This window comes from Bifidobacterium sp. (genome assembly GCF_022640935.1).
In the GTDB taxonomy this organism is placed as follows: Bacteria; Actinomycetota; Actinomycetes; order Actinomycetales; family Bifidobacteriaceae; genus Bifidobacterium.
This window is the reverse complement of the sequence record NZ_JALCCV010000007.1, coordinates 1-24,352: the sequence shown is the minus strand read 5'-3', so window position 1 is coordinate 24,352 and position 24,352 is coordinate 1. Positions and strand designations below refer to the sequence as shown.

At 60.7% G+C, this 24,352-nt stretch carries 19 protein-coding genes and 1 tRNA gene; 8 read left to right on the top strand and 12 right to left on the bottom strand.

Going from position 1 to position 24,352, the window contains the following annotated elements:
• The first annotated feature begins 210 nt into the window (after positions 1-210).
• From LKG04_RS03260 to LKG04_RS03245, 4 genes are all read left to right on the top strand, one after another.
• Entirely contained in the window at positions 211-1,596 is a 1,386-nt protein-coding gene (locus tag LKG04_RS03260; protein ID WP_291760364.1) for an LCP family protein, read from the top strand.
• A 74-nt stretch (positions 1,597-1,670) separates the two neighbouring features.
• On the top strand, positions 1,671-3,098 hold the full coding sequence (locus LKG04_RS03255) for an LCP family protein (RefSeq protein WP_291760362.1): 1,428 nt from the start codon (positions 1,671-1,673) through the stop codon (positions 3,096-3,098).
• Positions 3,099-3,438: 340 nt separating this feature from the next.
• Positions 3,439-5,496, top strand: a complete 2,058-nt coding sequence (locus LKG04_RS03250; protein WP_291760360.1) for an FtsK/SpoIIIE domain-containing protein — start codon at positions 3,439-3,441, stop codon at positions 5,494-5,496.
• A 369-nt stretch (positions 5,497-5,865) separates the two neighbouring features.
• Positions 5,866-6,144 carry a WhiB family transcriptional regulator gene (locus tag LKG04_RS03245; RefSeq protein ID WP_024462875.1) on the top strand — a complete coding sequence of 93 codons (279 nt, stop codon included), beginning with the start codon at positions 5,866-5,868 and terminating at the stop codon, positions 6,142-6,144.
• Between the two features lie 196 nt (positions 6,145-6,340).
• Here LKG04_RS03245 and LKG04_RS03240 read toward each other — a convergent pair whose 3' ends face one another.
• Positions 6,341-7,849, bottom strand: a complete 1,509-nt coding sequence (locus LKG04_RS03240) for a sensor histidine kinase (protein ID WP_291760355.1) — start codon at positions 7,847-7,849, stop codon at positions 6,341-6,343.
• 183 nt (positions 7,850-8,032) lie between these two features.
• Here LKG04_RS03240 and trhA point away from each other — a divergent pair, with 183 nt between their 5' ends.
• Complete coding sequence (trhA, locus tag LKG04_RS03235; protein ID WP_291760353.1) at positions 8,033-8,917, top strand: PAQR family membrane homeostasis protein TrhA; 885 nt, start codon at positions 8,033-8,035, stop codon at positions 8,915-8,917.
• A gap of 212 nt (positions 8,918-9,129) precedes the next feature.
• Here trhA and LKG04_RS03230 read toward each other — a convergent pair whose 3' ends face one another.
• The 5 genes from LKG04_RS03230 to LKG04_RS03210 form a co-directional block, all read right to left on the bottom strand.
• Positions 9,130-9,609, bottom strand: coding sequence for a GreA/GreB family elongation factor (locus LKG04_RS03230; protein WP_291760352.1), 480 nt, complete (start codon positions 9,607-9,609; stop codon positions 9,130-9,132).
• 132 nt (positions 9,610-9,741) lie between these two features.
• A complete protein-coding gene (locus LKG04_RS03225; protein ID WP_291760351.1) occupies positions 9,742-10,149 on the bottom strand; it encodes an FKBP-type peptidyl-prolyl cis-trans isomerase in 408 nt (135 codons plus the stop codon).
• 177 nt (positions 10,150-10,326) lie between these two features.
• Positions 10,327-11,790 carry an L-serine ammonia-lyase gene (locus LKG04_RS03220; RefSeq protein WP_291760350.1) on the bottom strand — a complete coding sequence of 488 codons (1,464 nt, stop codon included), beginning with the start codon at positions 11,788-11,790 and terminating at the stop codon, positions 10,327-10,329.
• A 19-nt stretch (positions 11,791-11,809) separates the two neighbouring features.
• Complete coding sequence (locus LKG04_RS03215; protein WP_291760348.1) at positions 11,810-12,376, bottom strand: 4-hydroxybenzoate polyprenyltransferase; 567 nt, start codon at positions 12,374-12,376, stop codon at positions 11,810-11,812.
• A gap of 467 nt (positions 12,377-12,843) precedes the next feature.
• Positions 12,844-14,175 carry an exonuclease domain-containing protein gene (locus LKG04_RS03210; RefSeq protein ID WP_291760346.1) on the bottom strand — a complete coding sequence of 444 codons (1,332 nt, stop codon included), beginning with the start codon at positions 14,173-14,175 and terminating at the stop codon, positions 12,844-12,846.
• Between the two features lie 344 nt (positions 14,176-14,519).
• Here LKG04_RS03210 and LKG04_RS03205 point away from each other — a divergent pair, with 344 nt between their 5' ends.
• Positions 14,520-14,729, top strand: coding sequence for a hypothetical protein (locus LKG04_RS03205; protein WP_291763248.1), 210 nt, complete (start codon positions 14,520-14,522; stop codon positions 14,727-14,729).
• 674 nt (positions 14,730-15,403) lie between these two features.
• Positions 15,404-15,631, top strand: a complete 228-nt coding sequence (locus tag LKG04_RS03200; RefSeq protein ID WP_291763245.1) for a hypothetical protein — start codon at positions 15,404-15,406, stop codon at positions 15,629-15,631.
• A gap of 404 nt (positions 15,632-16,035) precedes the next feature.
• Here LKG04_RS03200 and LKG04_RS03195 read toward each other — a convergent pair.
• The 5 genes from LKG04_RS03195 to eno all read right to left on the bottom strand — a co-directional run bounded on the left by LKG04_RS03195 (position 16,036) and on the right by eno (position 20,093).
• A tRNA-Leu gene (locus LKG04_RS03195) sits at positions 16,036-16,118 on the bottom strand.
• A gap of 114 nt (positions 16,119-16,232) precedes the next feature.
• The gene (locus LKG04_RS03190) at positions 16,233-17,243 is read right to left on the bottom strand and encodes a Ppx/GppA phosphatase family protein (protein WP_291760342.1); all 1,011 of its coding nucleotides are present in this window, start codon (positions 17,241-17,243) and stop codon (positions 16,233-16,235) included.
• Positions 17,244-17,343: 100 nt separating this feature from the next.
• Entirely contained in the window at positions 17,344-17,904 is a 561-nt protein-coding gene (locus LKG04_RS03185) for a DUF501 domain-containing protein (RefSeq protein ID WP_363300767.1), read from the bottom strand.
• Positions 17,905-18,129: 225 nt separating this feature from the next.
• On the bottom strand, positions 18,130-18,738 hold the full coding sequence (locus LKG04_RS03180; RefSeq protein WP_434734887.1) for an FtsB family cell division protein: 609 nt from the start codon (positions 18,736-18,738) through the stop codon (positions 18,130-18,132).
• Positions 18,739-18,797: 59 nt separating this feature from the next.
• Positions 18,798-20,093 carry a phosphopyruvate hydratase gene (gene eno, locus LKG04_RS03175; protein ID WP_291760339.1) on the bottom strand — a complete coding sequence of 432 codons (1,296 nt, stop codon included), beginning with the start codon at positions 20,091-20,093 and terminating at the stop codon, positions 18,798-18,800.
• Positions 20,094-20,506: 413 nt separating this feature from the next.
• Between eno and LKG04_RS03170 the strand changes: the two genes are divergently transcribed.
• Positions 20,507-21,007 carry a hypothetical protein gene (locus tag LKG04_RS03170; RefSeq protein ID WP_291760338.1) on the top strand — a complete coding sequence of 167 codons (501 nt, stop codon included), beginning with the start codon at positions 20,507-20,509 and terminating at the stop codon, positions 21,005-21,007.
• A gap of 302 nt (positions 21,008-21,309) precedes the next feature.
• Here LKG04_RS03170 and mfd read toward each other — a convergent pair.
• On the bottom strand, positions 21,310-24,352 hold a 3,043-nt coding region (gene mfd / locus LKG04_RS03165), incomplete at its 5' end, for a transcription-repair coupling factor (protein WP_291763242.1).

The following is a 24,352-nucleotide window of genomic DNA, read 5'->3' as shown; positions in this document are numbered from 1 at the left end:
ACCGTCCAGTGTACGCAAACGCGGGATGCGTCCACAGGTCGGCGAGGAACTGGCATCGATGCCCACGGGCGGATTTCGTAAACAATTCGGCATCAGCAGCATCGTTTCCCAGTATTCCCCAAGCTTGTGGCTTACAATCTAGAGGTTCAATGGTATTCACCCGGACGGAATGCGCGCACAGCTTCCGCCGGCCAGCAGGAAGGCAACAGCGTGACCTCTCATCGCGATGTGAAGCATGTGGTCCCCGACCTGAGCAACTGGCGCGGCACGCATCCACGGCACAGCGGCAACTATCGCATGCGGCGCACGGCGCTGGGCACGCTCGCCACCGTGCTTGTGGCGGCGCTGGTGTTCCTCACGGCGGCCATCGCTCCGGCGGTCATCGATCTGGGCAACGAATACCGCGTGGTACAGGTCGTCACACAGCCCAATGCAAAGCCCGTCGACCCAGTCGACCCTAACGCCGGCAAACCGATATCCTTCCTGTTGCTCGGCCAGGATACGCGCGACGGCGCGGGCAACGAAGCCATCGGGGGCGGCGGCAAGGCAGATCAGGGATATCACAACGCCGACACCACCATGGTGGTACAGATCAGCGCCGATCGCTCCTATATCAATCTGGTTTCGATCCCGCGCGATTCGCTGGTGGACATCCCCAGCTGCACGACGCCGAAAGGTACGATCCCCGCGCAATACAACACGATGTTCAACTCGATCTTCTCCTCGGCTTGGAACCGGGGCGACGGGCTTTCATCGGCGGCGAGCTGCACGCTCAACGCTGTCAACGCGCTGACCGGTCTGGATCTGCAGCAATTCATCGTCGTCGATTTTGAAGGGCTGAAGGGGATGATCGACGCGGTCGGCGGCGTCGACGTGTGCGTGCCCATCGATACGAAAGACAAGTACACCGACTTGGATCTGAAGAAGGGCATGCAGCATCTCAATGGCTTGAACGCCACAAGATATGCCCGCATGCGGCATGGCACCGGCACCGACGGCACGGATATCATGCGCACGACGCGCCAGCAGTATCTGATCAAACAGCTGCTCAATGAGTCCATGAGCAAGAACCTATTCACGCAGACCAGCCAGCTCTACCAGTTGGCCAAGGCGGCGCTGCATTCGCTGGACTTCAGCAACGGTCTGGGCAATATCGCCACGCTGGTCGGTCTGGCCATAAGCCTGAAAAACATGGATCCCACCCACCTGTATGCCCAGACCCTCCCTGTGACGCCAGCGCCCAGCGACCACAACCGCAGAGTATGGGCACCTGAGGCCGACGCGGTATGGGCCAAGCTGCGCAATCAGCAGCCCTTGACGCTGGTGAAGGCAACCGGCGGCTCTTCGTCGTCACCAAGCGCTTCGGCATCCGATTCCGCGTCATCGAGCTCGTCCGCCAGCGCCACGCCTGCTGCTACGCCCGATCCCGTGACCGGGCTCATCACCGAAGCCGACGGCACGCTGATCGATCCGAATACGGGCGGCATCGTCAACCCGAAGGACGGTTCGATCACCGATCCGCACACAATGGAATACATTGGCATAGCGGACCGTTATCTCAACGCCACGGTATGTGCCGTTCCTGCGCAGAAGTGAGACTGGGCATCGGCAGGCGCAGGCAGGCCGAGTAGAAGTAGATACGACTCGCGCGTTGGAGATGAGGTACAGGTATGGGCCAGGAACCGGCAGAGGCGGACACACCGAAGACACCGCCGAGCTTCGTCCCTGCCTCCACACGCAAACGACGCTCCCCTCAGGACACTTTCTCCACATCCTCCGACTCGACTCTGTCGTCGACGTTCCAGTCGAAGGACATGCCGCTGCATTTCGCGCCGTCAGACAAACGGCAGTACTCCAGGCAGAAGCCGGTCAAGACCGCGCATAATGATCCGGAAACCCCGCAGAGCTTCCAACCGGAAAGACGCTCCCCGGGCTCTTTCTCGGGCTCCGCGGCACCGCATGCCGCACGGCGCTCCTCCGGCTCTTCGAACCATACTGGCGGGCATGCGAACGGCTCGAATCGCTCCGGCGGCTCTGCGCCGCGGAAGGCGCCCTCTTTCGCCGCAGGGCAGGTGCAGCCGTCAGCGCAGGCTCTGCGCCGCGCCACAGCACGACGTGGCAACGGCTCCAACGGCACGGCTGAAGCTGCCGAGCCCCGCCGCCATCATCGTGTTCTGATCGCATTTCTCATGCTGCTCGCGCTGTTGGCGGCATTGCTGTTCGGCGCATGGCACTGGGTCGACAGTCAGCTCGACAAATCGGACTGGATTACAGCCCATCACGATACCACCGGCACCGCGTGGCTGATCCTAGGTTCGGACGAACGCGATGGCACCACGTCGAACGATGGCACGGTAGGGTTCAGAACCGACACGATCCTAGTGCTCACCAAGCCCAACAAGGGGCCAAGCTCGCTCATTTCCATTCCCCGCGATTCGCTGGTCAAGGTCAACGGCACCTTTATGAAGATCAACGCCGTCGCCCAACTGGCAGGCGAGAAACAGCTCGTCACCCAGGTGGAAACCATTACCGGGCACAACATCGACCATGTGGCGGAGATACAATTCGGCGGTCTCAAGGGCTTGGTGGATGCCGTCGGCGGCGTGCAGCTATGCTACGATCGGACGGTCAACGATGAGAAATCCGGGCTCAACTGGAAGGCCGGCTGCCATCTCGCGGATGGAAACACCGCCTTGGCTTTCTCCCGGATGCGATACTCCGATCCGCAGGGCGATTTCGGACGCGCCACGCGGCAGCGCCAGGTCATCGGCGCGATCATGGGAAAAGCCTCTTCGCGCGCCATACTCACCAGCCCGGGGACGGTCAAAAAGGTCGCTTCCGCGGCTCTCGACTCAATCAGCGTAGATGACGGCACCAACCCGGGCACGCTCATTTCCATGGCCCAGGCATTCCGCGCGGCGACCGGCAGCGAAGGCGTGACCGGCAGCGTGTACTGGACCAATCCCGGCTACTACGTCTCCGGCGTGGGCTCTTCCGTGTTGCTCGACGAACCCAAGAACCTCGCCCTCTTCGACCAGCTCGCCAACGGCACGCATGAGCCAGGTGCAGTCGGCACGCTGGCCGATACCGCCAAGTGAGTCAGCGGGCAGACTCAGCCAATTGACGCTGAGGCGGTTGCTCGAGAGACGGCGAACCGCCTCTCGAGCAACCGCCTCACAACCAACGGCATGGTGTGATGTATTCGGTCGTCGCGTGACGTACTGATCCGCCGTTGCAACGCAGAGATCATCGTGCTGGGCCGGTAAACGTAAATCTCACCGGTGTGTTACATAGGCGAAGCAAGGCTCCGCTAGGGAGCCAAACGACGGATCGCAATACGCCTCCTCGACACGCCATGACACGCCCACCGGCAAGCCTTCGACCACATGACCAAGTCGGGCTTGCATGTCCCCGACCGCCACCGTCACACTTAAAGGCATGACATTACGGCAATTTGACTTTGGCCTGCGGCACCGGCACGCCGCAAACGCTTCCGTGCGGCAACGCCACGCGCAACCGAGCCGAGCAACGAATGCCGATGATTCTGCAGCCACTGATTCCAGAGTCACTGATTCCAAGGCGAATAGAAGACTGTCGTTATTGCGATATGGTACGCCGGCGCTCGCCCAGCTCATGATGCTCGTCCTGCTCGTGGCTGAGCGCCGTTGGCTCTTTGCACTGATGTTCACTCCGGGCCTCATGATTCCTCTGGCATCCCTACTTACGGCAAAGTCCGAACGTGCGGCTCGCAAGCAGCAAAGCAATGTGGCTTCAACTGGCGCGACTGCCACCAATTCGAGCCAGCGCGATGACGATATGCGAGACCTTCGCTGCCCGTCCTTGGAAACGCTGCTGGGCTTGGACGAGGAGCCGCTGCTCTGGCGTTCCATATCGCGCGGATGGCTGAGTTCTTCTGGACTGCGCGCAGTCATGGCTATGGCCCGAACCGGGCCCTTTGCCATCGATTTGGAGCGGCAAGGCCCCCATGCGCTAGTCGCTGGTACAACCGGCTCCGGAAAATCGGTGCTGCTGCAAAGCTGGTGCTTGGCCTTGGCTCTCGCCAATCCGCCTGATCGCGTGCAATTCGTGTTCTTGGACTTCAAAGGAGGATCGGCATTCGCCCGTCTTGAAGCGCTGCCGCATGTCGTGGGCAGCGTGTGCGACCTCGATCTGAACCATGCCGTGCGCGCGCTGCTGGCGGTCGAGAACGAACTCTCCCGGCGTGAACGACTCGTCGCCTCGCATCGGGCCGGAGACATCACTGGCCTGCGCGAACGCCCGGCATCCCTAGTGATCGTCGTCGACGAATTCCATGCATTGAGCGGCCAGCTGCCCGATTATGTGGGCCGGCTTTCGCGCATTGCCTCGCTCGGCAGGTCCTTGGGCATGCATGTCATCGCCTGCACGCAGAATCCGCTAGGTCAGGTGAGCGCCGACATGAAGGCCAATATGAGCCTGAACATATGCCTGCGTGTGCGCGATGGCCTGCAATCCCACGAGCTGCTCGGCAGCGCGAAAGCGGCTGCTATCAGTCCGGAACTTCCCGGAATCGCCTACTGCAATGACGGTGCTCAGGCGCAGGCGATCCGCTGCGCCGCGGCCAACGACATCGATCGGCTTGTGCTCGCGACGCAGTCGGCCCAACGCTTCCGAGGCGGGCATAGCTCTCCAGCACTGTTCAGCGCGCCACTGCCACGCAGCGTGCACAGACTCTCCGATCATCTCGGTTATGAACCCACGGTTTCCCGTGATGCAGTGCCGTTCGCCCTTGGCGACACCGGCGTGGATATGATTGTGGCAAGCGTGCCCGTCGGGCGTGGCAACATCGCGATCATCGGTTCTCAAGGCCGCGGCAAAACGACGCTGCTGCACGCGCTTGGCGGGCAGATATGCGCTCTCGCACATGCAGCGGCCGGGCTGCAGGTGCGGTGGACTGACCGCAAGCACGACGGCATGCCGCCGAATATTTGGGCTGAATCGTCACAGCGGATTGCTGACTTGCGAGCCGACGGGAGTACGCATGCCGGGCAGATTCTCCGGATGGCGGAAAATGCCAGATCGTTCCCCATGCAGCTTGGCGACGCATCGGATGAGGGTGCCGCACGTGGCTGCCATCGGCCAAACGTGCGGCATACGATGTGGTTGATCGACGACGCCGACGAATGGATGGATCCGCTGTCCACCGACCCAAAGGCCGGCGAATTGCGTCGGGCGCTGAAAGATCCCGCCGTCACCGTGGTATTCGCCTTGCACAGCACACGGCATCTGCGTTTCCCCGAGCATTGCACCATTCGTATTGTGCTGCCGACAGGGGAGCGCGCCGTTGATCTCATGAACGGCATCCCTGCGGGCATCCTGTCCACGTTTGACCAAGAGACGTACTCAATCGCAGGCCGTGCAGTGCTGCTGCGCGACGCGAATGCCATGCTCGTGCAATGCGCTCAGCCTGTCTCAGCTGCATCTCGAAGCCCTGCGACACACTCATATGTGGCATAGGCATCTTGCCGCATAGCTGCCCCTGGCCTCAGCCGCTCCCCCCTCGCTGTTTTCGTCGCCAGGTATGGCCCTAGACCGCATGACTCCGCGTCCATGCCACACCCTTCCCGATCTACCAGGCCACGGCTGCCCCTGTCTGCCGCCCTCTTTCGGTCAACTCGGGTGGAGTGAGATCTTCTTGTGCATGAAAGGTCTTGAAAAGTCGACGCGTTCGTGCTTATCTAGTAGGGAATGTACAGCAGATGATGCCATGAGAGCGGCCGATTCGCATCGCGGATACATGGGATATGATCGCGAAGGTCATGTTTTGCGTGTTTGCCGTGGATCACATTCATGCGTAATCATGGTTTCAACAGGAAGGCGAATGTGATGAGCAGTGCTTTTGACTGGCGCGCGAAGGCGGCATGCCGCGACAAGGATCCGGAGCTGTTCTTCCCCGTGGGCAACACCGGCGCGGCGTACCAGCAGATCGAAGAGGCCAAGGCCGTATGCCGCACTTGCAAGGTAATCGATGCCTGCCTGAAGTGCGCGCTCGACACCAACCAAGACTATGGTGTGTGGGGCGGGTTGAGCGAAGACGAGCGCCGCGCCCTGAAACGTCGCGCCATGCGCGCGCGCCGATCGCAGAACATGCAGATGCAAATCTGATATCGACGGTTTCGATTTGTTGGCCGATTTGCGATCGCCATTAGGCAGCTGACTACATGTTGGTAACGGTTGGGGCTTCCGGGATTTTCCGGAAGCCCCAACCGTATTTTCGATATGATAATCCACTCGTGCACGTTATGGGCATGCGATGGAACGCCCGGGATAATACCGATCTGGAATCAACCTGACATAGGCGTCAGAACGTCGTGCTGTCATCCTGCGGATCCTGGGCCGCGCGCAGTCGCATGTCGAGGATCACTCTGGTGCCGCCTTCACGCCGGGGCTCCCAATGCACGGTGCCGCCGAAATCGTTCGTGACGAAAGTGTTGATGATCTGCGTGCCTAGGCCCGACCCGGAGGAACGCGCCATGCCGTTGTCCTCCTCAGTGTCCAAGCCTGATCCGTCGTCTTCGACGACGACATTGAGGTTGTTGCCGCCACGACCCACCGAAATGGTGATGCGCCCTTCTTTGCGCCCTTCGAAGCCATGTTCGACGGCGTTGGTGATCAACTCGGTAAGCACCAGAGACAGCGGCGTAGCATCTTGGGCCGGCATCATACCGAAGGACCCGATGTAGTCGATATGGATGTGCTGATCGCGCATAGTGGCGAGGTCCACAGTCATCTTGAGCAGGTTCGAGATCACCTTGTCATAATCCACCATCTCATCGGCGGTCTGGCTCAGGCCCTCGTGCACCATGGCGATCGTCTGTACGCGCCGCTGGGCCTCGGCAAGCTCGTTCTTGACCTCCTGCGATTTGGTCTTGCGCGCCTGCAGCCGCAGCAAGGCAGACACGGCTTGCAGGTTGTTCTTGACCCGGTGGTGGATTTCGGAGATCGTGGCATCCTTGGTCTGCAGCTCCTGGTCGCGTCTGCGCAGCTCAGTCACGTCACGGCACAGCACCAAGGCGCCGGAGCGGCCATTGGCGTCGACCAGCGGCAACGAGCGGATCGAAACCACGGAGCGGTTTGCATTCAGCTCGGAATCGACGGCGGCCTTGCCGGAGAGCACCAACGGCAGCGTTTCGGGGACCGGATCCTTCGTGTGCAGCAGTTGCGTGCCGATTTCGCTCAGATACTGCCCCTGCATTGTGGTCACTGCGCCGAGACGCCTGAAGCAGCTGATGGCATTGGGCGAAGAGTAGCGTACCACGCCGTCGACAGTCAGCAGGATGAAGCCATCGGAGACGCGGGCGTTGTGGCGCTGATTCATCACCGGATCATGGTACGGGAACTGCTCGCGCGGAATCATTTCGAACAGCTGCTTACCTGCGTTGATGCTTTCGGATTCGTATCGACCGTTGGATTCGCGCGTGGACATATTCGTTTCACGGATGACGACGCCGAGCGTTTTGCCATTGTGATGCACGGGAGCGTAGACATTGCATACCGTCGAACGGCCCACATCGCGCAGCACGCTCGAACGCACGGTGCTGTTCGAACGCATCGCCGTATCCACCTCGCCGATCAGGTCGTCTTTGAGCTCATTGCCTACGACGTCATCAATGCGCAGCGTCATCACCGTGGACGGGCGGCACTGCTCGGCGACGACATAACTTCCATCGCCTTTCTGTAGGATGAGCAGCAGGTCGGCGAAACTCAGATCGGCGATGACCTGCCAGTCGGCGACGAGATGGTGGAGCCATTCACGATCGCTGTCATCGAAATCAGGGCGTGTTGCAAGAATGTGAGTGAAATCAGCCATGGAATCCATCATACGCAGCAAAGCCTCGGACTGGCCAGATGGGCGTGGATTTTATGCGCGCGGTTGCGGTTGCAGGGCTCCGTACGGGTTTCTGACGACCTCGGACGCGTCGCCGCGCTTGACAACGCCTACGGTTACGATAACGTAGGTTACGCTTGCGTAACATAGGACAGTGGAGGAGCAATGAACACAGCGAACCATCCTGAATCCGACGACAGGCAGCGCACTGCCATAATGGCGCGCAGGCAGGCGATACATGCCAAGGCCGAGGCAGCCCGCGTCAAGGCGCATCATAGAGCCGATTGCGTGCGCCGCTCAGCCGAACAGCGGGCTGCAGCCATCATTGCGCGAGGCGACACCCGCGCCGTGCGCATCGAGGGCGTGCCGACGAGCGAAAAAGAGCACAGGATTCGGCTCGACGTGCATGGCAGGCCCAAGCCGCTCATGCGCGGCTGGATTCATGCGCTCGCCGCTCCTCTGGCGTTGGCTGCCGGCATCGTGCTGATCTGTCTGGCGCACGGGACAGGGCTCAAATGGGCGTGCGCCGTGTTCATGGCATGCTCGGCGTTCCTCTTCATCAACTCCGCCGCCTATCATCTGGGCGACTGGTCGCCGCGGGTCACCGACGTGCTGAGACGCATCGACCACGTCAACATCTTTCTGCTGATCGCCGGCACCTACACGCCGGTCTCCTTTGCGCTCGACGCCTTCTGGCGCACCTCCATCATCGTGGGCATGTGGAGCTGCACGCTTGTGGCGCTGGTCATCCATGTGATCTGGATCAACGCTCCGCGCTGGCTCTATGTCATCGTCTACATCGTATTCGGCGTGTCAGGATTGGCGTTCATGCGCCTGTTCTGGATCTCCCCGGCGGCAGGCCCAGCTGCCGTGGTCCTGATTGCCGCTGGCGGCGCATGCTACATCACAGGCGCTGTCGTCTATGGGCTGCGCAAGCCCGACCCGTGGCCGCACATCTTCGGTTTCCATGAGATATTCCATCTCGGCACCGTAGCCGGATACGCCTGTCATATGGTGGCCATCTATATGGTCATCGTCAACATGTGGTGAACGCCACCCAACCAATTCATCTGTCCCTCTGCGCATCCCGCAAGCCAAGCCGTACCTATGCAGACGCGAACAACAAAGTCAGGAATCTGGGAGAGCTGCAAAATCCGCGGACGCACCCACAGCAAAACGCGAAACGCCGCCATGCCATATAAAAGTTTCCCTATGCCAAGCAATTGGCATAGGGAAATCACATCGTCGCCGACTTCGCAGCGTCAGGACAGTGGCTGGGAATCCTTGACCGTGACTGAAATCTCCCGACCGCTGGGCGTCTTGTAGCTTACCGCATCGCCCTTCTTCGCGCCCATGATGGCGGTGCCGATCGGCGACTCAGGGCTGATGACGTCGTATTCGGTGGCTACGGCGATATCGCGTGAACCCAGCACGTAGACCATCTCCTTGCCCGCCAGCTCCAAAGTCACCACGGAGCCGTTGCCCACGATGCCCGCTTGGGGCGCCTCGAGTATCTTGGCGTTGCGCAGCTTGACGATGAGCTCGTTGACGCGTCCTTCGTTTTTGCCCTGCTCCTCGCGGGCGGCCTGATATCCCCCATTTTCCGACAGATCGCCTTCGGCGCGCGCCGTGGCTATGCGCTCGGTGATCTCGTCGCGGTATTCGCCCTCGCGATGGGCGAGCTCTTGCTTGAGCTTGTCATAGGCCTCCTGCGTCAGCAGAATCGTCTTTTCCTCGGCCATGTTGCCTCCTGACCTTTGTTGATATCGTGCGGGTGCGCGGTGCGCATTCATCTGCGATTGCGCCGCGCCACTCGTATTTATGACGAAGCGCCGGCATATTCATAGCCGGCGCGGTTATTGCACACACTGCCCTCAGCGCGTCGATATGATATCGATGACGAACACCAAAGTGTCCGTGCCGCCAATGCCGGCCTGGGGCATGCCCTGGGAACCATATCCGTACTCCGGCGGAATCGACACAACTAGGCGCGAGCCGATGTTGTGCCCGGGCACAGTCCTGTCCCATCCTTGGATGACTTGGCCGACGCCAATGCCGAAGCTAGCCGGCTGATGGCGGTCGAAGCTGGAGTCGAAGGGGGCGTCGCCGCCCCAGACCACGCCATGATAATTCACGGTGACGGTGTCGCCGCGGCGCACCATCGGGCCTTCGCCTTCGACGATCTCCTCGACTTTGAGTCCGGCGGGCGGTTCGGGCGCGGGGAAAGCGATCACCGGCGCCGCGCCGAACTCGGCGTTGACCTGCGGCATGCCTGCTGTCATATTGGCCTCCTTACGCTCAATGTTACCTAACCAGTGTTCCCTGAAACACAATGTGACTTAGCCTAGCACTAGTCGCGTCCTCACGCCGACAGCGTGCCGCAGGGCGCGGCACAACGGGCACGCAGATACCCCTCGGCGAAGCCCGACCCATGACATTGGACCATCGACAGCGCGTATTCAGCATTCCACGACGTTGACGGCGAGACCGCCTTGCGACGTCTCCTTGTATTTCGACATCATGTCCGCTCCGGTGTCCATCATCGTCTTGATCGCCTGATCGAGGCTGACCAGGTGCGAGCCGTCGCCGAACATGGCCATGCGCACCGCGTTGATCGCGGTGTTCGCCGCCATCGCGTTGCGCTCGATGCATGGGATCTGAACCAGACCGCCCACCGGGTCGCAAGTGAGACCCAAGTGGTGTTCGATGCCGATTTCCGCCGCATTCTCGACCTGACGAGGCGTGCCGCCCATCACTTCGCACAATCCGGCGGCGGCCATCGAGCAGGCCGAGCCGACCTCGCCCTGGCAACCGACCTCGGCACCCGAGATCGAACCATTGCGTTTGAACAAGTAGCCGATGGCTCCGGCCGTGAGCAGGAAGCGCACGATGCCGTCCTCGCCCGCGCCGTCGACAAACGTCCAGTAATACTGCAGCACGGCGGGTATGATGCCTGCGGCTCCATTGGTCGGCGCCGTGACGATGCGTCCTCCACCGGCGTTCTCCTCGCACACGGCCAGCGCGAACAGGTTCACCCACGCGGCGTCGGAGGATTCGAGCACCGCATCGGCGCGGTGCTGATCGCGGCACAGCACATCGCTGTTCGACGATAGCGTGCGGTACATCTTGGGCGCGCGTCGCCTGACCTCAAGGCCACCGGGCAATGTCGCCTGCCCGCTGGTGCAGCCCGCCATGATGCAGTTGCGCATAAGCTCCCAGACGCGTAACAATTGCCCACGTACTTCGTCGGCGGGCCGCATCGCACTCTCGTTGGCCCAGACGATTTCGCATATCGACAGCCCGGTACGCTCGCACATAGCGATCAACTCGGAGCACGAAGCGAAGTGATACGGCGCCCGAGGCCCGAAATCGACCCGCTGCGTGTCGTCGTCGCGTTCGGCGAACGTGCTGCCTTTCGGAGACTGCTCATGGATGCCGATCATCAGATCGTTCCTGCCCCCGGGGCGTATGAAACCGCCGCCGATGGAATACCACACCTGCTCGTCGACGATGTCGCCTGCGTCATCGAAAGCCTGGAAGCGCATGCCATTGGGATGCGCGGCGAGCCGCTGCCACAATTCGAAGACGACATCGCGGTCATAATCAAACGCAATGCTGTGTTCACCGGCGAGCGCAAGCGTCCCACGCTGTTTGCATTCCCGCTTGATGGTGAGCAAGTGCTCAGTGTCGACCGTGGACGGCAAACTGCCCTCCAGACCGGCCACGGCGGCACGATCCGTGCCGTGCCCCATGCCGGTCATCGCCAGCGAGCCATAGAGCACCGTGCGCACGCGGGCAACCTGCGTGAGCACGCCTGAATCGCGCAAGGACGACACGAACGCGTTGGCCGCGCGCATCGGCCCGACGGTATGTGAGGAACTCGGCCCCACGCCAATGGTAAACATGTCAAGCACGCTGAACATTTCGCGACCTTTCCTCAGATCAATACAGTACCGCGTACACGCTGGCGACCGTGTATGCGCCAAACGCCGCGAACAGCAAGGTCAGCACACCGATTCCAATGACCACGCCCTTGCGGCGAGAAAGGAATCTGGGCGCCATGGAGCCGAGGAAGAACGAGGCGAAGCCCAAGACCGCGCAATTGAAACCAACAGCAACAAGCGCTGAGCCACTGAGACCCGAGAGGCCCAACGGCCTCAGAATAGAGTCAAGAAATGCCGGATAAACCGCGTACCCCCATGCTGCGAACCCGATCAAGCCAGCGATCCCATACGCGACCGGCATAAGGGAAGGCCGCAATCTGCCGCACAGCGACTCGACGCACCACAACAAAGCGAACCCGACGGTATAGGTGAACGCCACGGCAAGCAGGCACGCCACCATCGCCCACGGAAGCAACGCGATTCTGCCATGCGTCAGATTCACGTAAATCGGAGCGCATATCAGCTCGCCCGCACACAACACTCCGGCGATGACGACGGCCCTCACAAGCATGGTCGGCATGCCCGATTCCTCGTCGCGCGTGACGCGGATCCATTGTGCAGCCATGACGTTCCTTTGCCTATGTCCATTGCCTACGATGAAGTGACTACCGCTCATTACATGCTATACGATTAGCTGCCTAAATGCCCCAGCACCAGGCGGCCTGTGCACGATTGTCCGGTGTGTTCCGCCGGTTGTAGATTCGCCGCGCGAATCCGCCAGACCTCCCGTAATCACCTACGCGACGTAGGATAACCGAAGCACGATAAGAGTGTGTTTCACGGTGCGCCGCAGCGTGAAAGTGTAGTACCGAATCGACAACCGTTATGGCTGCAGATGACGCACGATCCATGCCCGTTCAGGTGCACCCTGGCATAATGACAGTCCGGCATCCGCTGGATACATGGATTACATGATTCGCGGATGCCGGACCGTGCTGCGGTTGCCTTGCCCGTGCTGCTCGTGTTGTCTTACGCTTTGGTGACGTGGCCTCCAAACTGCGCGCGCATGTTGCGTCCGCAGGCCGTCCGGGGTCACAAGAACAGCTTCACCTTGCCGTCCTTGCCGATGAACGCCCTGCCTACCGAAGCGGATTCGTCTATCTGGCCGTCAAGTTTTTTAGCCGTCGCTGCCGGAAGCCAGCCGACGAGGGAACCGTCGAGCCTTATCAGGATGGTCGGCTTGCCCGTCCCGGGGCCTTCGGGAATGGCGCCATGCACGGCAGACACCCAGACCCATGTTTCGCCCCGGTATTTTCCGATCTGTTCATGGCTATCAGGCGCAACCGTGATCCGCATCTCGCGAAGATGCCCGGTCTCCTCGCCTTCAGGCCTGTCGTTCGCCGGACGCGCCGTCTTGTCCTCGACGCGCATCATCCCCTCCGTCACGTGGTACGCGGGGACCGCCGTGGCCAGAGCCCACCCGAGCATGTCGTAGAACCCGTTCTGTGAGATGATCGAAATATCCCGCCCGCCGTCTTTAAGCTCCGACGCGCGTTTCAGTTTGCTGGTCGCGCCGCCTTTGCGCAGCGCCGGAGCGTTCAAATCCGCATCGCCCACAACGAGGCAATCGGTCTTCTTCGACACGCTCGACGATGTGCGCCCGCCAAGATTGACGACGGCCTGCTCGGCGCTTTCCTTGCCCATTTTCATCAAGGTGCCGGTGAACACGAATGTCTTTCCTGCGAACAATTCGTCGGGAACCGGCTTCTCCCATGCCTCGAACACCAGCAGATTCCCCTTTGGCCGGCAGACTTCCTTCACCGGCTCGTACCGGGACGCACGATCTTTGAGTTCGATACCGCGATCCGCGGCATCTGCGCGCATACGCTCGTACAGCATGTGCGCCATGCAAGCGTCGGGAAGCGCACGGTTCTCCTGCGATTCGGCGATGCCGAGATGAGCGAGAAGATCCTGCAGCGCATAGCCCGGAGCTGTCGGGTACAGATAGCGGGCGAGCCTCATCGTGTCGACGAAACTATTGCGCACGAGGCCGAATCCCAAGTCTTCCGCATTGTCGTAAAGGAAGCGCAGAGGGAATCTCGCGGCGTGCGCGACGACGAGCGAATTCCCCAGCCAGTCGAGGAACTCTTTAAGCCTGTTGTCGGCGCCGGCATCGATTCTCGGGGCATTCGCGACATCGGCGTCGCAGATCCCTGTCCTGCCCGCCTCGCCTTCCGGTATATGGCGGCCCGGGTTGAACAGCGACTCGAAGCTTTCCATCGACTTGCCGCCCTTGACTTTGATGGCTCCGATCTCGATGATGTCGTCCACGCCGGGGTCCAGCCCGGTGGTTTTGATATCCAACGCGACATAGTCGCCGGTGTCTGCGAATACGCTTGGCCCGAATCCTGGTCTTGCTTTCATGCCTGCTCCTTTACACTCGCGGCGTGGTATGGACCCGTGCCGTTGATGCAGATTATCGCACCGGCAGTTTCCATACGGCATGCGACGTCGTTAACAGAAGACGTTCACCCGGCGTTATAGTTTTCTTCAGACAACAACGCCTGAGGGAGAAGGGATGAGATTGCCCGGATTGAATCCAGAGCCAGCACGCGTCACGGAGACTGGCAGACGTCGGAAGAAGTTGATTGGTCTTATAGGCCAGTGCGGCGATCACTGTTTTGGTGTTCGTCGGCGCCGCCACATGGTGGTTCCTATCGAGACCGAAGCATGTCGCGGCGGAGCCGCTGCCGTCGTATGGGACGATTATGAGGGAATGCCCCGGAGTGCGCAGATACCCAGAGGGCGGGATATTCGCGCAGGCCGATACGGCACTAGGCGATGATACGAAGGATCTCAATTGCCTGTTGAAGGCGGCGCGGGTGCCCGATTCGGTGAAGAGCGGCATCAATGCCGCTATCGAGAAAAATAAGGATGTTGAAGGCAAGGTCACTGCAAGAGGGCGCGTCTACGACTAGGGTTATGTTCCGGGCGGCGACTTGGACGGTTACATGCTGAGCTTGTCCATTTATGATGCCGGCAGCGACAGTGACTGATTCCGCTTGCTTATCCTCCCAGCCTCGCTTCGGCGGGGCTATCTCATATCCGCGAGCGCTGTTCTTGCATCTGCTTAATGAAGACAAGGGAATACCATATATTGGTTATATTCTTGGAACGGTAATTGGAACGGGGACTTGGACTGTATTGGCTATGCTGTCAGACTATATTGCTCGGTGCCGCTGGAGACGCCTTCCGCCGTGTAGACTTGTGTAATGGACACTATTTTGATTCTCTTCTGGGCGGGGACGGTTGTTCTCGCGCTCGGATTCATACTGCTCGTGTCCGGCGGCGTTTCGTTCCAGGTTCGCGCGATACGCAACAAGCCCGCTTGGGACGGTCACACTCGTACCCTTCTCGTATGGGGAATTGCCATATTCATCATTGGCGTCGTCATGTCCGCCCCAACCATATATCTCATGTACACGGCCGCAGCATAGGTCAGCGGGGCTCCAGCCAGGTGGAATAAGAAAGCGCTTCGACTCACGCACTCTGCTCCCGTGTCATGTTCAACGAAGAACCATTGAAATGTTAGGAGCCACGGATGTCAAAGAAGAACAAGAAGCTGAAAGAACGCGATGAAAAGGAACCGATCATGGAAGAAAAAACCTCAAACCACACAGGCCTGAAGATACTGGCCTCGTCATGCTGCATGCTCATGCTCAGCCTCGCAGGAGTGACCGCATGGGCTGTGATGAACAAGCGCAATGAAATGAAGGAACTGTCAAGAATCCTTCAGGAATCGACCAAGGACCTGTCAAAGGACGCGAAGGCGAAACTGGTGGATACGGCAGGACAGATCAGCGAAGTGCTCGGCAAATAGAGAGCATGCCAATCAGTGAACTTCAAAGCCCTGCTCCGGCAGGGCTTTTTCAAGCGCCTTTGGAAATTTGCCCGCCAATGCCCGGGAATGCTTTATGACCGGTGTCGACCACAGCCATGTCGTGATGCCGTCGCATGGCTCCGCTTTTTGCCTGGCACGACCATGCGACGGCTGCCGCCAAGCAACATGGTCGCACAACGGCGACTCGGGCCTGCACCTCACACTCGAGCGCAAAAGTAGTACAGCTCCCAACCCAGCCCCACTTCGGCAGGGCTTTTCTTATGCCAATACACATACTGCCCGGATTATCCCGTGCAATATAGTATGCATATAGTATGCATTTCGTGGCTGTCATGGTCTCCCGGATCGCTGGTCAATGCCGTGAACCGTTCTGCCTATTGATATGGTGCCCCCGGCGGGACTCGAACCCGCACGCCGTAGCGACCGATTTTAAGTCGGTTGCGTCTACCGATTCCGCCACGGGGGCATAGTCCGCTCTGCCTTAGGCAGGCCGACCGTAGCTATTATGCCACGTTTCCACGCTGACCATATGCATTGGTCAATCGCCACATAGGTCAATGCACAGGCGTTAACCGACGCTCTAGCGTTTCAGCAGCCGGCGGCCGTAGTCGAGTACGATGCCGTCGAGCAGGCCATGCTCGCTGGCGACGAAGGAATCGAGCGGCTCGACGTGGTCGTGGGCGGCGGCCTCGGCGACCTTGGCGAGCACACGGTTCCAGATCAGCGCTCCCCCGCCGACCACGTCGATGCGGCCGGGGTGGATGGCCTTGTATTCGCCACGCTCGGCGCGGGACATGCTCAGGAAGCGGTTGTCGACGTCGAAAGCCTGCTGGAATGGGATGCGCACTCCATCCACAGCTTTGTGATCGTATTCGTTCAATCCCAGCGCCAGCGCGGCCATCGTCGTCACCGTGCCCGACACGCCGATGATGGTGCGCGTCTTGCCCGCAGGGACATGGGCGAAGGCCTCGTCGATATGTTCGTCGATATCTGTGGAAGCCTCTCGGATCTCCCCCGTCATTGGCGGGTCGGAGCGCAGATGCCGCTCGGTCATGCGCACCGAGCCGATGTTCATCGAAAAAGCCGCTTGCACCTGCGTATCCGGGACGTTGACCCCGTCGCCGCCGAGCACCAGTTCCGTCGAACCGCCGCCGAGGTCCACAACGAGGTACGGAGCCGCAAGATCATGCCTCGGCACGACGCTGGTGGCACCTAGGAAGCTCAGCGCGGCCTCTTCGCTGCCGGGTATGACCTCCGGGCGCACGCCGAGAATGCGCTCCATCGAAGATTCGAACACCTCGCGGTTTTCGGCGTCTCGCGTGGCCGACGTGGCCACGAAACGGAGGCCGTCGACCGGATGCTCAGCCAGCACGTCGGCAAATTCCTGCGCGGCGGCATTGGCCCGTTCCAGCGCCTCGTCAGCGAAACGGCGGGTCTTGTCGACATCCTGCCCGAGCCGTATCACGCGCAGTATGCGTGGCACGATGTCCTGCGTGCCATCAGCATCGACGCGCGCGATCTTGAGCCGGATCGAATTCGTGCCGCAGTCGATGCCCGCGATCGTCACCGAATCCCTTGGTGAACTTTCCATAGCTTAATGCTGCTCCTTCTCATATGGGCGCTCCGACGAGTTGGCGAACACATGTTCCGATCGGCACGAGTATACGCTGCCTCATTGCCCAACCTTCTGTTCAGTCTTCGATCTGCGTCGTGCACCGGCACACGGTCGGGCTGAACTCGCCCTGTATCCGTTCCAACGTCAGGTCGCCTATGGGATTGACGCCGGATCCCATGACCAGCGTCTGCGCCAGCAGCGCATGCAGGCATTTGACGCGCGTGGGCATGCCGCCGGCGCTCGTGCCCGCGATATGCTCCTCGCCGTCTCCTAGTCGAATCGCCAGTTCGCGCCGGAATGCCAGATAGAGCCTATGCGCATGTTCGTATGCCCTGCGCGTTGTACCATTATCGTTGAGCAGCTGATTGTATTCACGCATCACGCCGTTCGCCTCCAGGTGCGAAACCGCCTTGACCGCCTCCGGACTGGTGAGGTAGCACGTCGTAGGGAATGGCGTGCCGTCGTCCAACTGCGGCCGGGTGACAACCGCCAGCGGCCTGCCGCAGACGCACCGGGCGCCCACGGCCACCATGCCCCGGGGGAATCGTCCCAGCTGCTTGGTCACGAGCGCGATATCGTGCTCGGTGGCAGGGTCGGCCATGCAGCGATCGACCAGAGAAATCGCATGGCCGCACATAGCAGGACCGCACATAGCAGGACCCCGGTCGGCATCGGCCATACCCTGTGGCTGGATCTGGGTCATCGGCCCTCCACTATCGTTGTCCGTTGTAGTTATCGTTGATGTCGTTGCTGATTACGTTGCTGCCGTTGTTCTCATCGCCGTAGTTATCGTCGTTCCCGCCATGATCATCGTCTCTGCCCGCCGCCGCCACCCCGATGGCAACTGTTCGATTCCGGAACGTTATTCGCCCGACGAACCACCAGCTGGCGCAGCGTTCCCCGACGCATCTCCTGCGCCGCTGCCTGATGCCGCGTTGCCCGAGGAACCGGCCCCCTGGCCCTTGGTCGTCGTCTTGGGAAGCAGCACATCGGCCTGTTTGAAGGCGTAGGATAATTCGGCATACCACGGCAACGCCTTCTGCCCGTCTGACGAAGTGGATTCGCCCGACCCGCCATCCTTGGAGTCGCCGGTGACCGCCTCAGGATGTTCGACCCGGATCGCCTGCTCGCCTGGGAAGACGAATCCCAGACGCTCACGCGCCTGGGCGGTGACATAGGCCTTGTCATTCCACCGGGCGATGTCGTTTTCCAAGTCCTGTTTCTTGGCGATCAGCGCCGATTCCTGACGTTTGAGGCCGTTGAGCTCGGACAGGTTCAGCGCATAGGAGTGAAAACTGGATACCAGCTGGATCGACCCCAGCGCAACAATGAACAACGCAACAAAGAACGCCAACGGGCCGCTGCCGCGTTTGGGCGACGAAGGTCTGGGGACGCGGGTCGGTTTGTTCATAACTACGAAAATACCCGTCGCATTCGACTTGATCGAACGCGACGGGCCTTCCGCATGCATGCGGTGCCTACGCAGTGCCGTGCGCCATCACATGCTGCATGGCATCAGGCGAATCCACACTATTTGGTGTACTGCTTGCAGGCCTTGAAGGCGCTGTAGCCGGCGTAGGTCGCGGTGGAGCCGAGCTCCTCCTCGATCTCGAGCAGGCGGTTGTACTTGGCGATGCGCTCGCCGCGGGCCGGCGCGCCGGTCTTGATCTGGCGAGTGTTCTTCGCGACTGCAAGGTCGGAGATCGTGGTGTCCGGGGTCTCGCCCGAGCGGTGGGAGACCATGGAGGTGAAGCCGTTCTCGGTGGCCAGCTCGATTGCGTCGAGGGTCTCGGTCACGGTGCCGATCTGGTTGAGCTTGACGAGCAGAGAGTTGGCGGCCTTGAGGTCGATGCCCTTCTGCAGGCGCTTGGGGTTGGTCACGAGCAGATCGTCGCCGACGAACTGCAGCTGATCGCCCAGTTCGGCGGTGATCATCTGCCAGGCATCCCAATCCTCTTCGGCGTAGGGATCCTCGATGGAGACCAGCGGGTACTTGGAGACGAGCTCCTTGTAGTAGTCCAGCATGTAGGCCGCATCGCGGTCGGCACCGTCGAAGTGGTAGGTGCTGGTTTCTTTGTTGAAGAACTCGGAGGACGCAACGTCCAGGCACAGGCCGATCTGCCTGCCGGGCTCGTAGCCGGCGGCCTCGATCGCCTTGACGATGTACTTCAGGGAATCCTCGTTGGATTCCATCTTCGGGGCGAAGCCGCCCTCGTCGCCGAGGCCCGTGTCGTGGCCATCCTTCTTCAGGATGCCTTTGAGGGTGTGGTAGACCTCGACGCCGGCGCGCAGCGCCTCATGATAGGTGTCGAAGCCATAGGGGGAGATCATGTATTCCTGGATGTCGGTCGCGAAATCAGCATGGGCGCCGCCATTCATGATGTTCATGTTCGGAACTGGCAGGATATGGCCGTTGGTGCCGCCAATATAGCGGTACAGCGGTAGGCCTGCAGACTCGGCCGAAGCATAGAGCGCGGCCAGGGAGACGCCGAGGATGGCGTTGGCGCCCAGCTTGCCCTTGTTCGGGGTGCCGTCGAGCTCGATCATCGTCTCGTCGAGCGCGCGCTGGTCGCTGGCATCCATGCCGATGACCTTCGGCGCGATGACCTCGTTGACGGCCTTGACCGCATCGAGGACGCCTTTGCCCTGATAACGGGACTTGTCGCCATCACGACGTTCCCAAGCTTCCGCCTCGCCAGTGGAAGCACCGGAGGGAACAAGGCCGAGGCCCTGTGCACCATCATCGGTGTCGAGGACTACTTCGACTGTCGGATTGCCACGGGAATCAAGAATTTCGCGTGCATATACGCTTTCAATTGCTGCCACAACTACTCCTTCAAGCGTTGGTTGTTTGACACACCCAAGAATAGTGTGCTTGTTGGACGACAGCGCGCCTTGACAGCACTGTTCACTGGGAGCGCTCACATCCTGCGGCGGACGGATGGAGCCTGCATTGGACTGCTGCCTGGGCAATCCAAGAAGATCGATGCGCTGTGCCTGTTGCATCACGATTTATTGCGCCACAATGCGATAAGAGAAAGGACATCCTCGTCTGGATCCCTACTGATGAGATTGCATGTATCGTTCTGATGAATTTTCATGACACTAATCGGCACAGCGCCAAGGGCACATTCGGCGGATTCACCTTACAACGATAGATGGTGAGGCGATGGACCGGAGAGACTGCGGCGCGGGATCAACGAGCATCGACAGGCGCTCGCGAATCTTGTTTCACCCTCATGGCGACGACGATCAGCCATGCATATCATGGCGAGGATCGCGATGCCGATCCATGCGCTCGCATGTTCTATGGCAGGCCCGACGGCGAATCCGAATCCGTTCGAGACCCACACCATGAGTGTGGTGGAGGCTATTGCGATTCCGCCATCGACGAGGCGACGAACATCGTTTTCCAGGCTCAAGTCGTCGCCGTATGGCGTATCGGCGAACAGGACATTGAGCGTGTCGACGCGGATCAGGCCTCTGCCCAGGCTGGCCGCAGTTCACGGCATGATCGGAAGCAGCCGCGGCATGCCGGATGCCACGACGCCGACCCCAACCGTCAGCATTTCCGCGCCGAGGCACAGCGGCGATACGCACAGCAACGTCAGGCCGGAGCCGTCCTCAGGCAGTCTCGAGACGGGTGCTTCGCGGATTTCGCGCCGCACACCATGCCCGCCAGGGCCCAAGCGAGCCAGCCGCGCAGGATGACAAAACCGATATCCCTGACATCCCAATGACGCAGATCATAACCGATAAGCGGCAGAATGAGCGGGTTGAGATAGCCCTGCATTCCCCGATCAACTCGGTGCACGCCAGCGCAGCAGCGGGCACGATCTGGCGGCGCACCTGTTTGCCAGCCATTCCGGTTTTTTCCGATCGTCAGCACTGAAAAACGAAGCTTCTCAGCGTTAGCTGCAGTTACCTGCAGCCCCAGAAATCTCCTCAGCCGGTTTCAACATGGGTGAATGCGAATGCTCGACAGCGCAGGCCTCGCACGTTTTGCTTCGGCTTGAACAGGTGCGATCCAGTCCAGCCGATCCTACGCCCGCGGCTTCCCGTTCCATGCCAGATCCTCGAGCAATTGCCCGGCCCACTGCATGATCTGTTCGCTGCCCATCGGTGAGGAGCCGAGCGAGCCGGCGAAGGGCGCGGGGATGAGCATGGTGTGGGTGACGGGGCGGTATTGCATGCCGCGGTAGATACGCGACATGCGCATTTGCAGCGACTCGGGCGGGTCGACCTTGCCCACGCGCACCCGGCTGCCTTGCGTCACGATTTCGCTGATGCCCAGCATGCGCGCCTTGGCCCGCAGCCGTGCCACGTCGAAGAGCGTCTCGAACTCCGGTGGCAGCACGCCGTAGCGGTCGGCCAGTTCCTCGCGCAGATCGGCGAGATCCTGTTCGGTTCGCGCGGCAGCCAGCTTGCGGTAGGCCTCAAGACGTAATTTATCGGAGTCGATGTAATCCACCGGAATCGACGCCTCGATAGGCAGGTCGATGGTGACCGCCACCGGCTCATGGCGTTCCGGCTCCTTGTACTGCTCCACGGCTTCGGAAACCATGCGCACGTACAGGTCGAAGCCGACGCCCTCGATATGCCCGCTCTGTTCGCCGCCGAGCAGATTGCCGGTGCCGCGCAGCTCCAAGTCCTTCATCGCCACATCGAAGCCCGAGCCCAGCGCAGTATTCTGCGCGATGGTCTCCAGTCGGTCATGCGACTGCTGGGTCATGGGTTTGGCCGGATCGTAGAGGAAATAGGCATATGCGCGTTCGCGGCCACGTCCGACGCGCCCACGCAGCTGATGCAGCTGACTCAATCCAAAGCGGTCGGCGTGGTCGACGATCAGCGTGTTGGCGTTCGAGATATCGAGGCCGGTTTCGATGATGGTGGTGCACAGCAACACGTCGACATCGCGATGCCAGAAGTCGCGGATAACCCCGTCGAGCTGTTTCTCGCCCATTTTGCCGTGCGCGACGCCGATGCGCGCCTCGGGCACCAGTTCGTGAAGCTTCGCAGCGACACGGCCAATGTCTTCCACGCGGTTGTGCACGTAGAACACCTGCCCGCCGCGCAGCAGCTCGCGGTTTATGGACGCCTTCACTTGCGCGTCCTCGTATGGCCCGACGTAGGTAAGCACCGGAAGCCGGTCTTCGGGCGGGGTGGCCAGCGTCGACATCTCGCGGATACCAGTGACGGCCATCTCCAAAGTGCGTGGAATAGGCGTGGCCGACAGCGAGAGTACATCGACGTTGGTGCGCAACGCTTTGAGCGTCTCCTTGTGCTCGACGCCGAAGCGCTGCTCCTCGTCGATGACGAGCAGCCCGAGATCCTTGAACTTGATTTTCGGGTTGAGCAGCTTATGCGTGCCGATCACCAGATCGACCGTGCCGTCAGCGAGGTCTTTCAGCGTCTCGTTGACCTCCTTGGCGCTCTGGAAACGGCTCAGCGCCGCCACTTTGACCGGAAAACCATCGTAGCGTTCAGTGAAGGTCTCATAATGCTGCTGAACCAACAAAGTCGTCGGCGCGAGCACGGCGACCTGTTTGCCGTCCTGGATCGCCTTGAAGGCCGCCCGCACCGCGATTTCGGTTTTGCCAAAACCTACGTCGCCGCAGATGAGCCGGTCCATCGGCACGGGTTTCTCCATATCGGTCTTGACTTCGTCAATGGTCGTGAGCTGGTCGGCGGTCTCCTGATAGGGGAAAGCATCCTCAAGCTCCCTCTGCCACGGAGTGTCGGGGCTGAAGGCGAATCCGGCCGTGCTTTGCCGCGCCGAGTAGAGCTTGACCAAGTCCTCGGCGATCTCATGCACATGCTTGCGCGCTTTGGCTTTGGTTGCCGCCCAGTCCGAGCCGCCCAGCTTGTTGAGCTTCGGGGCTTCGGCGCCGATGTATTTGCTGACCTGGTCGAGCTGGTCGGTGGGGATGAACAGCTTGTCTGGCGGAGCGTTGCGCTTCGAGGGAGCATATTCGATGACGAGATATTCGCGCGTGGTCTTGTTCGTGCCGACGCCGATCGTGCGCTGCTTCATTTCAATAAAACGCCCGATGCCGTGCTGCTCGTGCACGATGTAATCGCCGGTTTTGAGCTCAACCAAGTCGATGGCCTTGCGTCGGCGTTTGGGCGTTTTCGCCTGGACGCCCACGCTCGTGCGACCGGTGATATCGCGCTCGGTGAGCAAAGCGACTTTGGCGGCGTTGTCCACAAAGCCATCAATGGCATGCGAGCGGATGCACGCGAATTTCGTGATGCCGGTTTCGTTGATCACGCGTTTGAGTCGCGACAGCGTGCCTTGCGCCGGCGAGGTGACCGTCACCGCATAGCCGGCGTTGATCAGCGATTCGATGCCATGCGAGGCTTTGGCCTCGTCGCCGCGGAACTGAGCGGGGTCTTGGGCGTCAAGCTGTACATGCCCCGGTCGGTTCGAATCCACGCCGAACGAGGTGAGCTGAACGACCTCATGACGAGAGAATTTCAGCGCGCTGACGGTCTCGTCGTAGTCGAGGAAACTGGCCTGTTCGAAGCTGATCGGCGCGCCCGCGCCATGCCCGGCCGCTGCCACATGCCAGCTGGCGGCGAGGAATTCGTTCGCTGTTTTCGTCAGGTCCTCGGCGGCGCGGCGCAGCTTCTCCGGGTCGGAAAACAGCATGAACGCATCGTCGGGCAGCAGCCCCGCGACCGGCTCCATATCGTCGATCAAGGCCGGCATCAGGGATTCCATACCTTCGACCGGTATCGCGTTGGCGATCGATTCGAGCATGTCGTCGGCGTTGGGAATCCGGCCGATGAGCGACTTCGCCCGTTCGCGCACTGCGTCGTTGAGCTGCAGCTCGCGGCACGGCGTGGCCCATATCCTATGTAAATCATCGCCGTAAGTACGTTGATCGGAAGCGTGGAATTCCCGGATGGAATCGATTTCGTCGCCGAAAAACTCAATGCGCACGGGGTGCGGCGCAGTGGGAGGGAACACGTCAAGAATGCCGCCGCGCACCGCGAATTCGCCGCGGTCCATCACCAGATCGGCACGGGTGTAGGCGTTCTCGACGAGTCTGTTTGCGGCATCGCCAAGCGGCAGGTCCCTG